General features: G+C 35.6%; 10 protein-coding genes. 6 read left to right on the top strand and 4 right to left on the bottom strand.

Annotated elements, in window-relative coordinates:
* Window positions 1-135: 135 nt before the first annotated feature.
* From rpmF to acpP, 6 genes are all read left to right on the top strand, one after another.
* Window positions 136-306 (top strand): 50S ribosomal protein L32, encoded by a 171-nt coding sequence (gene rpmF, locus KTT71_RS02655; RefSeq protein WP_216782317.1) that lies wholly within the window; start codon window positions 136-138, stop codon window positions 304-306.
* A 28-nt stretch (window positions 307-334) separates the two neighbouring features.
* Window positions 335-1,378 (top strand): phosphate acyltransferase PlsX, encoded by a 1,044-nt coding sequence (gene plsX / locus KTT71_RS02650; protein ID WP_216782316.1) that lies wholly within the window; start codon window positions 335-337, stop codon window positions 1,376-1,378.
* Window positions 1,369-2,319, top strand: a complete 951-nt coding sequence (locus tag KTT71_RS02645) for a beta-ketoacyl-ACP synthase III (RefSeq protein WP_216782315.1) — start codon at window positions 1,369-1,371, stop codon at window positions 2,317-2,319. The genes plsX and KTT71_RS02645 overlap by 10 nt, the downstream gene beginning before the upstream one ends.
* A 97-nt stretch (window positions 2,320-2,416) precedes the next feature.
* Window positions 2,417-3,358: an ACP S-malonyltransferase gene (gene fabD, locus KTT71_RS02640; RefSeq protein WP_420885575.1), complete on the top strand. Its 942-nt coding sequence runs from the start codon at window positions 2,417-2,419 to the stop codon at window positions 3,356-3,358.
* Window positions 3,359-3,365: 7 nt separating this feature from the next.
* Window positions 3,366-4,100: a 3-oxoacyl-ACP reductase FabG gene (gene fabG / locus KTT71_RS02635; protein WP_216782314.1), complete on the top strand. Its 735-nt coding sequence runs from the start codon at window positions 3,366-3,368 to the stop codon at window positions 4,098-4,100.
* 150 nt (window positions 4,101-4,250) lie between these two features.
* Window positions 4,251-4,487 (top strand): acyl carrier protein, encoded by a 237-nt coding sequence (gene acpP / locus KTT71_RS02630; protein ID WP_216782313.1) that lies wholly within the window; start codon window positions 4,251-4,253, stop codon window positions 4,485-4,487.
* A gap of 406 nt (window positions 4,488-4,893) precedes the next feature.
* Here the strand turns inward: acpP and tilS are convergent, their stop codons facing one another.
* The 4 genes from tilS to thiB all read right to left on the bottom strand — a co-directional run bounded on the left by tilS (window position 4,894) and on the right by thiB (window position 11,077).
* Window positions 4,894-6,228: a tRNA lysidine(34) synthetase TilS gene (tilS, locus tag KTT71_RS02625; RefSeq protein WP_216782312.1), complete on the bottom strand. Its 1,335-nt coding sequence runs from the start codon at window positions 6,226-6,228 to the stop codon at window positions 4,894-4,896.
* 1,551 nt (window positions 6,229-7,779) lie between these two features.
* Window positions 7,780-8,499: a thiamine ABC transporter ATP-binding protein ThiQ gene (thiQ, locus tag KTT71_RS02620; RefSeq protein WP_216782311.1), complete on the bottom strand. Its 720-nt coding sequence runs from the start codon at window positions 8,497-8,499 to the stop codon at window positions 7,780-7,782.
* Window positions 8,496-10,100, bottom strand: coding sequence for a thiamine/thiamine pyrophosphate ABC transporter permease ThiP (thiP, locus tag KTT71_RS02615; protein ID WP_216782310.1), 1,605 nt, complete (start codon window positions 10,098-10,100; stop codon window positions 8,496-8,498). Before thiP ends, thiQ begins: the two co-directional genes overlap by 4 nt.
* Entirely contained in the window at window positions 10,076-11,077 is a 1,002-nt protein-coding gene (gene thiB / locus KTT71_RS02610; protein ID WP_216782309.1) for a thiamine ABC transporter substrate binding subunit, read from the bottom strand. The genes thiP and thiB overlap by 25 nt, the downstream gene beginning before the upstream one ends.
* Window positions 11,078-12,105: the final 1,028 nt, after the last annotated feature.

Genomic DNA, 12,105 nt, shown 5'->3' with positions numbered 1-12,105 from the left:
TAATTATGAATTGTCTGAATAGACTGAAGTAAGTATAATATTTTATGAAATATCTTTATGCAGCTTATAGAATTGAAATTAACTTATAGTGAAGCATCTATAACATAAATGTATTGCAATTGAGGAGTACGATTAATGGCTGTACAAAAAAACAAAAAATCTCGTTCTTGCCGTGGCATGCGTCGTTCGCACGATATGCTTGGTACACATGCTATCTCTGTTGACAAGATCTCTGGTGAGAACCATTTGCGTCATCATGCTACTGCAGATGGCTTTTATTGCGGTCGTAAGATTATTATTAAATAATAATTAGATATTTTTATAAGGAGATCATTTGACTGATCTAACTCTGGCTTTAGATGCTATGAGTGGGGATTTTGGTCCTTGTATCACAGTACCTGCTGCGTTACAAGCACTAGCATCTATGCCGTCGCTACATCTTCTAATTGTTGGACAACCTAAGACCATGGCGCCTTATCTTGCTACAGCAAATTATTCTCTTAAACGACGTCTCTGTGTAGTTCCTGCTGATCTTATAATTTCTAATGATATCAAACCTTCGCGCGCTATTCGTGTGAGCAAAGGCACATCAATGCGCATTGCTCTAGACTTGGTTAGTAATGGCCATGCTCAGGCCGTAGTTAGCGCGGGGAATACTGGTGCATTGATGGGTTTAGCAAAAATTATTATTAAGCCTCTAGAAGGCATTGAACGTCCAGCGTTAATGACGCTCTTACCAAATCAAAAAAAAGGTCAGACAGTAGTTTTAGATTTAGGAGCTAATGTAAACAGTAGTAGTACGATGTTAGTCCAGTTTGCCGTAATGGGTTCAGTGATTGCAGAGGAATTCGTTGGCATTAAAACTCCTCGAGTTGCCCTGCTAAATATTGGTGAAGAAGAATATAAAGGTTTAAATAATATACGCGAAGCTGCCATAATGTTAAAAAATGCACCAGATATTAACTATGTCGGATATTTAGAAGGTAATGATGTATTAACTGGTAAAACCGATGTTTTGGTATGTGATGGCTTTATAGGAAACGTTACATTAAAGACAATAGAAGGTGTAGTTCGTATGTTTTTTTCTCTTCTTAAATCACCTGAAGATAAAAGAAATCTTTCTTTATGGTCACGGCTTCTACAGATCTTTACAGAAGTAACTATCATTAAGCGTTTAGAAAGCTTCAATCCTGACCAATATAATGGAGCTTGCTTAATAGGATTAAGTGGCACAGTTGTTAAAAGCCATGGTTCAGCAAACCAGCAAGCGTTCAAGGTAGCTATCGAACAGGCAGTGCAAAGGCATATATCTCAGCGAATTGCGTTGCGCCTCAAAGCTATATACTCAAGAGTAATAGATAAGAGTACATGTATATAAGAATTCTCGGTACGGGGAGTTATTTACCCGTACAAGTGCGTACCAACGCTGATTTAGAACGTATGGTTGACACTTCTAATGACTGGATTGTTTCGCGCACTGGTATCCGTGAGCGTCGTATTGCAGCTTCTAATGAAAATGTATCAACCATGGGTTTTGCGGCAGCAAAAGACACTCTTGAGATGTCTGGTCTAGCTAAAGATGATATTGGCCTTATAGTTGTTGCGACAACATCTGCTACTCATGCATTCCCGAGCGCTGCTTGCCAAATTCAAAGTATGTTAGGGATCAAAGGTTGTGCAGCTTTTGATGTTGCGGCAGCCTGTGCTGGATTTACATATGCGCTGAGCATTGCTGAACAATATATTAAGAACGGTGCAGTAAAGTATGCCCTAGTTATCGGTTCGGATACTTTAAGCCGTACTCTAAATCCCCAAGATCGTGGTACAGTTATTTTATTCGGTGATGGAGCAGGGGCTGTATTGTTGGGCGTATCTAAAACAGCCGGTATTTTATCTACCCATATTCATGCCGACGGACATTACGGTGAATTGCTAACTCTGCCAAATCGCCAGCGTTATACAGACGATCAAGCGTACTTAACCATGGCAGGTAATGAAGTCTTTAAGATAGCCGTTACAGAATTAACGCATATAGTAGATGAATCTCTTGCTGCTAATGACCTGGAGCGCAGTGATTTGGATTGGTTGGTTCCTCATCAGGCAAATTTGCGTATTATTAGAGCCACAGCTAAAAAGCTAGGTATGACATTAGACAATGTAGTGGTTACGCTTGATCGTCATGGAAATACTTCTGCTGCCTCAGTTCCTTCTGCTTTAGATGAAGCGGTGCGCGATGGCCGCATTCAACGTGGTCAGTTAATTCTCCTTGAAGCTTTCGGTGGCGGTTTTACCTGGGGTGCTGCTTTAGTGCGTTTTTAAGTTTTAACAGTTTTCTAATGCTAAATGGCTATAAGTATTTTAAGATACAGCATCATTAGCTCTTAATCTATTTAGTCGAACATATAATATATAAAATATGAAAGTGTCTAAATTCGGTATGGTATTTCCTGGTCAGGGTTCACAATCTGTTGGTATGCTCTCTGATCTAGCCAAAAACTTTGCTATTGTAAAACGGATTTTTGCTGAAGCTTCTGATGTGTTGGGTTACGATCTATGGCAACTAGTTCAACAGGGTCCAGCGGAAGAATTAAATAAAACTCATCAGACTCAGCCTGCTCTGCTAGCCTCTTCCACCGCTATTTATTATGTATGGCGAGAGCAGAATGGCCCGCCACCTGTTGTTGTGGCGGGCCATAGCTTAGGTGAATATTCTGCCTTGGTATGTGCCGGAGTGCTCGATTTTAAAGAGGCAATTAGTCTAGTTGAGCTACGTGGAAAACTGATGGAAGCAGCAGTTCCTGCAGGAACTGGCGCAATGTCTGCAGTTATTGGCCTAAATGATAAGGCCATTGCTAAAATATGCGAGTATTCAATTCCAGTGGGTGAGGTTTTTTTGGTGAACTTTAATGCCCCTGGGCAGTCTGTTATAGCCGGACATAAAGATGCTGTTGAATATGCAAGTAAAGCATGTATGTCTGCAGGTGCAAAACGTGTCCTGCAACTACAAGTCAACGTGCCGTCACATTGTGTTATGATGAAATCTGCTGCAGATAAATTATCTGAAGCGTTACAAGGAGTTACATTTAATACCCCTCAGTTTGCGATTATCAGTAATGTGGACGCGAAATTTATCACTGCCCCTGAAGACATACGTAAAGCACTTGTCTATCAAATGTATAACCCGGTTCGTTGGATCGAGTCAGTAGAATTCATGGAAGCTCAAGGCATACATCATTTGCTAGAGGTTGGACCAAGTAAAATCCTGACAGGATTAACCAAGCGTATTATTGCAACCATGAAAGCAACGGCCATGAATGATTCTGCATCACTATTAGCTGCTCTTTCAGCAGTAAGATGAGGAAACGATGAATTTAGAAGGAAAAATAGCATTAGTTACCGGTGCCAGTCGTGGTATCGGCCGAGCTATAGCTAAAACTTTAGTAGCTCGTGGTGCGTTCGTTATTGGCACTGCAACTAGCGATAATGGTGCTGCAGATATTAGCGCTTCTCTCATTAAACATGGCAAAGGATATAACCTAAATGTCGTTGACTTGGCATCTATTAATTTAGTCTTAAATAGTATTCGCGCTGAATTTGGCGAGATAGACATTTTAGTTAATAATGCCGGCATTGTTCGTGATAATCTATTAATGCGTATGGAGGATGACGAATGGCAGGATGTTCTGGATATAAATCTTACTTCTGTCTTTCGCTTATCAAAAGCAGTGTTACGCGCTATGATTAGAAAACGTTATGGACGCATTATCACTATTGGTTCTGTTGTTGGTGCAATGGGTAATGTAGGGCAAGCAAATTACTCTGCTGCTAAATCAGGGTTGCTTGGGTTGAGTAAGTCTCTAGCACGAGAAGTCGCATCTCGTGGCATTACCGTTAATATTGTATCACCTGGTTTTGTTAAGACTGATATGATACGTGCATTAACGGAAGAACAGCGTGCACGCATTCTTTCACAAATCCCAGTGAAGCGTTTGGGTGATGTAAAAGAAATAGCTAGCGCTGTTGCATTTTTAGCATCAGATGATGCTGGCTATATCACTGGTGAGAGCTTAAATGTCAATGGTGGAATTTATATGATTTAAAACTAAAAAATTTATTTTTGAGTCGTAATGACTACAAAATAGTGCAATATTGTAATGTAACTAGCCGGTATACTTAAGTTGAATTTTGTTCAATTTTCAATACAAACGAAAATAACCGCGAAAGCGAGTTTTGACAGGAAATTTAATAGTATGAGCACTATAGAAGAACGCGTTAAGAAAATCATTATCGAACAGTTGGGTGTCAAAGAAGATGAGATTGTAAATACGGCTTCTTTTGTTGATGATCTAGGTGCTGATTCTCTTGACACTGTTGAACTGGTTATGGCTCTTGAAGAAGAGTTTGATACTGAAATTCCAGATGAGGAAGCAGAAAAAATTACTACAGTTCAAGCAGCAATTGATTACATAGAGTATGCCAATCACTAATACATGGAGGAGATGATAGATATCAGTAATATTGATATTATTGTATAATATTTGTATTAATTTAATGTATAGGAGGATAAAATTAATCTATAATATTATGTTACGCTCTGGATTATAATTTATGTTTTATCTGTAATGATCTATAATGAATCTGGTCACTGCTCGAAAGCAATCAAAGAGCTATAAGCACTTAATTGGTAATTTGATTCAGAGATTATGCAATTTATTTTTTATCTCTTATAAAGTACTATGCTCACTAAGAATATAGATTTGCTAAATATTGCTAGTTATTAAAATATTTTGCTTGTGAAATTAATTAAGAATATCCTATATTTTAGGTGTGCTATTACTAGTCTATTCTAAGATAAAATATTTAAAATAATCCGTATAAGATGACCTGCTGTAATTAAAGTATGATAGATTTACATATGTTTTTAGTCCAGTTTATTTTCCAAAATGGCTCATGAACCATAGCTTCCCCATTTTTAGTAATACAAATACCTAAAATTGCGATGAGTTCTTCACCATAATAAAGCATAGGTGTGCGCTCTCGTTCCCACGGAGGAATATTGTGCTCTCGCCAGATTTTTTTTATCTGTTTCGAATGCGTTCGGTTAATGATGCATATTCTACTATGAGCCGTAAAACGAAGAGAAACGACCTCATTTACTTTTGGCTGGCGCACGCATATACCTCTGTGATCTAATTGTAATGTTCCAAGACCGTCGGGTAGCAGAAGAATGGTGTCTGGATTCCATTGGATAACTTTTTCCTTTAAGACGGTCAACATTGGTAATAAATAAAGATGTTGATGGTAGCGACGGATCTGGTATTCTCCTAGTTTGAGTTGTGGCTTAGCATCTAATCGAGCCATGGCTACTTCAAACCAGACCCGTTGCAACTGTTTTTTGCTGGGCGGCATGACTTTAAAATAAGCGATCCAACGGCGTAATATAGCATATCTTTTAGCTTCAGAAATTTGTAGCAGACCATTAATGTTAATTGATGTATCTTTGTTTGTTAGTGCTTTTAAAGATTCTTGGAGTAACTCATCGAGCAGATCTTCCTGCTCAGCACACAATTTAGCGCTGCGAGCTACAGCCTTTGTAAAGTGTGGCCATCGATTGCGCAGGTTAGGAATAACCTCTAAGCGTAAAAAATTTCGATCAAAGCGATTGTCTTGGTTGCTGTAGTCTTCAATCCATTTAATATTTTTGTATTTGGCATATTCTTCTAGCTGTGCTCGGCTAATATCTAGTAGTGGGCGTATATGTTGGCTATTAAAGAATGTTATGCAACTAGCCATAGCAGAGAGTCCAGCTGGACCACTACCGCGCTTGAGAGCTAGGAAGAAAGTTTCAGATTGATCATCCAGATGATGAGCTGTAAGAAGAATATCTTGCTTATTCATAGTGTTAGCAATTGCCCAATATCGCTTGTTGCGAGCTGCTGCTTCTACCCCACCGAGCTTGGAGTCAATATTCACCTTCACCACATTGAGCTGAACCATCCATTCACGGCACACTAACTTACAGTGATCTGCCCACGAATCTGCATGTGGACTGAGTCCATGATGCACATGTACTGCATGTAGTTTTAAGTCAGGAAAAGTCTTTATTCGAAGTTCTATTAGAGCATGAAGTAGTACGGTTGAATCAAGACCACCGCTAAATGCAACCATAAGATGCGAATATCCTGTAATTTTGCTGGCAATTTGCATTTGTATTCTTGCGCCGTTCATATTGCTTACATAACTCCTGCTAAGTTAATCTGAACATGTTAACCATCTGTTCTATATCAAATAATCAGCTATATTATTAGACTTATATAAATTTATGACGGATTCCAATTACTATAGATTTTTTAGGATGTTTTCTATAATTTATTGCTAAATATGATGAGATATTATTGGGTATTATTGAACAGCAGATCGTCTTTCTTGAACATGTGATACATTGATATAAAATCAATATATGTCCGATCATTGTGTTTTCAGAAATAGGTTATTTTTGTGTGTTGCTTACAAATTTCGAACATTATGATATCTCGATTAATGTATTATTTACATAATATTCATGAGCTTAGAACATATTATAAAATATATTATCTAATATATAAGCTATCTATCTTAGTGCATTAAGAGAATTTGATCTATTTCACTCAGTCTGCTGATTATCTGCCCTGTTTTAATATGTTTTGCCATATTTTGCGATATTGATCTGTTTTAGTTAGAATATTTCCGTTTATTTTGGGGTAAGTGGCTAAATACTTTTTTAACATCAAAGCATTATATATCTTATTAACATCTAAGTTTTACAGTAAAAAATTATATTTGTTGTTAATTGATTTATCTTATTTATAGTAAAGCTATTGCTTTAATATGCTCTACTTATTTATAAGATCTCTTGAGATAATCCATATGTTGCTGCGTTCCCTCCTGCCATAAGGTTTATATAAGAATATACTTTCTTATTGACACCGCATATAGTCCTGAATTAGATAATGCTTATCGAAGATCTATAAATAATATGCTGCATAATAACTAACATTTATCATTTTAAGCACGCTTCTTTCTAGCTATTCGCGATGAGATCAATCTATTTATTCTAATTAATGTAGTAGTTTTTAGAATTAGCAAAGATATGATAATCTAGACCATTAATATTGCAATATAGTTTACTTTACTTCTTAAATATTGAATTAGATAGTTAGTATAATACTCATTTTAGGAGTTAATAGGAGAATATGATATGACGATATTGTTTTATTACAGAAGATAATACGTTATGTTTGAATTGGCATGAATTTCATATATTCATAAATTCAATTCCTAAAGATATGTATATTCTTAACATGCGATATATTAATAAAATATATTTTAATTGTAGCATCTAAAGTTTAATGAATTATTATAATTATTATTATAAGATTAATTAGATATTTTACATCAAATTATTATATGTCACTCTTCTATTTAAATTAACTCTAGACGTTTCTAATTATACAGCCTGCTAAAAAGATTTATAAAAATTGAAAATTATTATTAAATAAATATTATTTTTTCTTTTGATAGAGTTTATTAAGTCAATATATGTCATCATCTGCATGATATAGTGAATAAATGTTACTGCGCATATAGAACTTATTAGTTCTAGATATCAGATTTTATTATATAATAATTTCCTATAATTATTTCAAATAACCTGGTTTTATAATAATTTTCTCGTAAAAGCAACTTGCTGCTATAAAGATGATTCTTATTAAATATCTTCAGTGTATGGCGTCGATTAGTTCAGATTAAATTTCTATTATTAGCTACTAATCCCACTAGTGATGCTGACTGTGGATCTTTCCCACCTAGCAGGTCTTGTGTACTACCGTCGTAGACAAATCTTCCATCGGATACAAGAAGAGTTCTATAAGAAATACGCGCTGCATCATCTAAATTATGTACTATCATTAATAGTGTTATGTTTTTTTGCGAACATACTTGCGCTAATAATTGTAGTATTTCATTTCTTCGAACAGGATCCAGCGCAGATAATGGTTCGTCTAGTAGTAATATAGGCTGGTCTCTAAGCAAGCAGCGCGCTAGGGCAGCCCTTTGTCTCTGCCCGCCAGAAATCTGTGATGGGAGTCTATGCAAACAATTAAGGATACCTATTTGTTCTGCAATTTCATTTAGCCTATTTTTTTGTATTTTGTTTAAATTTAGCGTTGTACTTAATCCTAAACCTAGATTTTTTTCAATGTTTAAGTGAGGAAATAGATTATTTTCTTGAAACATTATAGATACTGGGCGTTTTCCTGGGGGGGTTCTAGTATGATTAATGCCATCAAGAAAAATAGTGCCTTGCTTTGTTATTATAAAACCAGCAATTAAAGCAAGAAGAGTACTTTTACCTGCTCCACTAGGTCCTAATATGGTAATTTGTTCTTTTGCACAAATATGAAGAGAACAAAGCATCTGCTGATGCTCATTAACGTAATTAATATTATCTAATGTAATCATAATCTATCTCGCCCAGAGAGTAATTGTAACAACGTAAATAGTAAGAAACATAAGATCAACAATAATAATGCAGTAACTGAGCCATCTTGAGTGCGATAGGCACCAATTTGTTCGTACAAATATAAGGGTAGTGTAAGGAATTTTTCATTGCCGAATAGTGCTATCACACCAAAATCTCCCATCGATAGCACACAAGAAAAAGCCATTGCTTGATACAATGGGCGCGCTAGTAGCTTTAGTTCAATTATTCTAAGTCGGTTGAAGCCATGTATGCGAAGTGATAGGCATATTGGATTATATCGTTGAGCGAGATCCCGCATAGGGTTTTCTAACACTGTTAGAGTATAAGGAATAGCCATAAGCGCATTTATTAAAATAACTACTCCGTATGCTGATTGTGGAATACCGATGGTATCGGTTAGCATGACAAAAAAACCAGTCGCGAGTATAATACTCGGAATACCTAATATCATCATACCAGTAATTTCAATCTTCTGCCCTACCCAACCTAGTTGGCGTAAGTATAGTTCACGACTAGTCCATAGTAACATCATTGTCAAAAACACTGCGAGTACACCAGAACAAACAGATATTTTTAATGATGTGAGTATTGCCTGCCATAAAATGGGGTGAATTAATGTATCAGGAACAGACTGATTTACCCCATCTATAACTACAGCAATTAGTGGAGGTAGAATCAGTAGTAGAGCACAGAAAATTATAAGCATATCACAGAATAGTGACGGCAACCCTGTTATTGTATTTCGCCACTTTATATGTTGTGTATGAGATATTGGCAGAATACCACTTATTTTTTTGATACATAGCACCAGACTAAAGCAGGAGAATATTTGCAGCATAGATAAAAACGCAGCGCGTCCTAGGTCGTAGTCATAGCTCAAGGCCTGATAGATAGCGAGCGATATCGTAGTTGCCTGAGGACCTCCTCCTAGAGAGAGTGCTATAGCAAAGCTTGAAAAGCAAAGCATGAATATTAGCACCCCAGCAGAGAGAAACTGTCTTTTGAGATAAGGCCATTCTACAACAATAAACTTCTGCCAGTTATTCATTCTAAGATGAGCAGCAAGTTGTTGTTGTTCTGTAGGGATCTCCTCTAGTGCTTGTAGTAATAGATGTGTTGCTAGGGGCATATTAAAGAAAATATGCGCTAGCAAAATGCCCTGTAATCCATATAGAGAGAAGGTATAATGAATTCCAAATAATCCATAAATTTGTGCTAGCCAACCTTGTTTTCCATAAACTTTTAGGATTCCGAAGATCGCCACTAGTATTGGTAATACTATAGTCATAGCAAATAGCTGCAAGAATAGTTGTCTTCCTATAAACCTGCGATAGAATAGTGCACGCGCTAAAAGTAGCGCGGGGGACACTGAAGAAACAGCTGATAGAAATGCTTGCCAAAAGGTGAAACGTACAACAGACCATAGATAATCATCTTGCCACATACTATACAATTCTAATTGTGGCGCATGAGTCCATAGCGAAATGAATACTGACGTCGCTACTACAATAATCGTAATTGTAGCTACAAGTCCAGGGATTAACCATAATGGTATTAACGGCTTACAGAGGTTTGCCATGTATGGATCCATTGCGCACGATTATTAGCTACATATTCTTGGTTAAATTCAAGTGCTTTTCGGGGAGTATTTATCTGTTTGAATCCTTCGGGCAGGATATTTGCTATGACTGGATACATCCAATTTCCAGTTGGAATTTGATTTTGAAAATCAGCTGTTATTATAAATTGCATAAATTTATGTGCAAGATTAGGGTGTTTACTGCTTGCTAATTGCGCGGCAAATTCTACTTGCATATAGTGTCCTTCGCTAAAATCAGCAGCGGCATAGTTATATTGTTTCTCTTCAATTATGTGATACGCGGGAGATGTAGTGTAACTTAGTACTAAATCTGATTCTCCTTTTAGAAATAAACCATAAGACTCGCTCCAACCCTTGGTGATTGTAAGTGTATGTTTTGCTAGCTGTGTCCATGCTCTCGATGCTTGGTCTCCATAGACTTTTTGCATCCATAAAATCAATCCTAATCCCATACTACTAGTGCGTGGATCTTGATATATCAATCTCCACAGCCTCGCGGGGCTTTCTATCAGTTGTTTTAAGCTAGTTGGAGGGTTTTTTAGCATATTTTTGTTATAAATAAAAGCAAAATAGCCATAATCATAGGGCATAAAAAAAATATCAGGAGAGTAATGAGGAATTATTATTTCCTTTGTATCGATACCATGAGGAACAAACAGTCCACTTTGTTTCGCTGACTTTAATATATTGTTATCTAGCCCTAGAACTATATCAGCGCTGCTTTTTTTACCTTCCATACGTATTCGGTTTAATAACGATATTCCATACTCTAGTGTTATAAATTTTATTTCACAATCATATTTTTTTTCAAAAAATTCTTTTATTTTTGGACCAGGACCCCATTGAGCAGCAAAAGAATTACATGTATAAACCGTCAATACGGGTTTTTTGCTAGAACCGTTACTTCTAAAAGAGGTTGATATAATCATCAATGCAGCAATTATTAATTTTAACACTTTGCACTCCGTGAGTTAGATCAGTTCGCAAAGTTTTTCAAGTAAACATAAATCATACCATTACCATATCTATATGGGTATTCTATGGATAAGTATTTGATGCTTGACGTCCTGTAGCAGGAATAATTACTGTTCAGGCTTGCATATACAGTGTATTGTCGTTATTAATTAAATATTTTTTCTATATAAAGGAACGTATGTCTGTGACATCTAATATAATGTAAAATTATTATTAGCTATCTTTCATAGAAAGAATTTTAATCTAATTTAAATAGCACAGTTTATAAATATAATATTACAATATTATAAATCATTAATGATAGCATCCAGGATTTGTAGTTATTGAGAACTATGGTCTTATTTATACTATACTCATAGTACTATTCTAGTAATATAAAATATGCCTTATTTAAAAAGAACCTAATAGATTATTTAATACAACTCATACCCATCGCTTTTTATACTGAGTATATTTTTGGGATAGTAATCAAACTAATTATTGGTTAACCATATAATAACTCTATTATTTAAGAGAAAATTATTATTATTTTCCTGCTTTTCTTTTTTTACATTTTATTAAATGGTATTAAACCAGTGCTAGTTCTCTTTTAAGAAGGCAACGGAATAAAAAAATAATCTACAAAGTGTAGTTGTTTTTAGCTTACATATTTATATCTCCATAGTACATACTATCTGATATCTCTTCTTTTGTTATATTTTATATAGCCTATTATTTTATCACATATGATGTGAAGTGATGACTATGCGGTCTGCAATCTTAGTTTATATAATGAACACAATAACCTTATCATAACTTATGAATAGATTATAGATTAGAAAAAAGGGGATTTTAATAATTAACATCAATCTCTTAAATGTCTCTGGACCTCCTTACTAATAAAGAAGCATATTATAATATTTTATTTAATTACACCAAGATAATTGAAATAGTTATATAGCAAGGAAAGATCAACAGGACTAAGAAAGGTATGCATCTTGCTCGCTTTTGGGGCATTATCTATGAAGTT

Source organism: Candidatus Profftia tarda (assembly GCF_904848675.1).
Lineage (GTDB): Bacteria > Pseudomonadota > Gammaproteobacteria > Enterobacterales > Enterobacteriaceae > Profftia > Profftia tarda.
The sequence above is the reverse complement of the archived record's forward strand: the minus strand, read 5'-3'. Positions and strand labels throughout refer to the sequence as shown.

Bases quoted from the DNA above. Each gene is read 5' to 3' on its own strand.
- tilS (WP_216782312.1), bottom strand. From the start codon at position 6,228: ATGAACGGCGCAAGAATACAAATGCAAATTGCCAGCAAAATTACAGGA.
- rpmF (WP_216782317.1), top strand. From the start codon at position 136: ATGGCTGTACAAAAAAACAAAAAATCTCGTTCTTGCCGTGGCATGCGT.
- fabD (WP_420885575.1), top strand. From the start codon at position 2,417: ATGAAAGTGTCTAAATTCGGTATGGTATTTCCTGGTCAGGGTTCACAA.
- KTT71_RS02645 (WP_216782315.1), top strand. From the start codon at position 1,369: ATGTATATAAGAATTCTCGGTACGGGGAGTTATTTACCCGTACAAGTG.
- acpP (WP_216782313.1), top strand. From the start codon at position 4,251: ATGAGCACTATAGAAGAACGCGTTAAGAAAATCATTATCGAACAGTTG.
- fabG (WP_216782314.1), top strand. From the start codon at position 3,366: ATGAATTTAGAAGGAAAAATAGCATTAGTTACCGGTGCCAGTCGTGGT.
- thiQ (WP_216782311.1), bottom strand. From the start codon at position 8,499: ATGATTACATTAGATAATATTAATTACGTTAATGAGCATCAGCAGATG.
- thiP (WP_216782310.1), bottom strand. From the start codon at position 10,100: ATGGCAAACCTCTGTAAGCCGTTAATACCATTATGGTTAATCCCTGGA.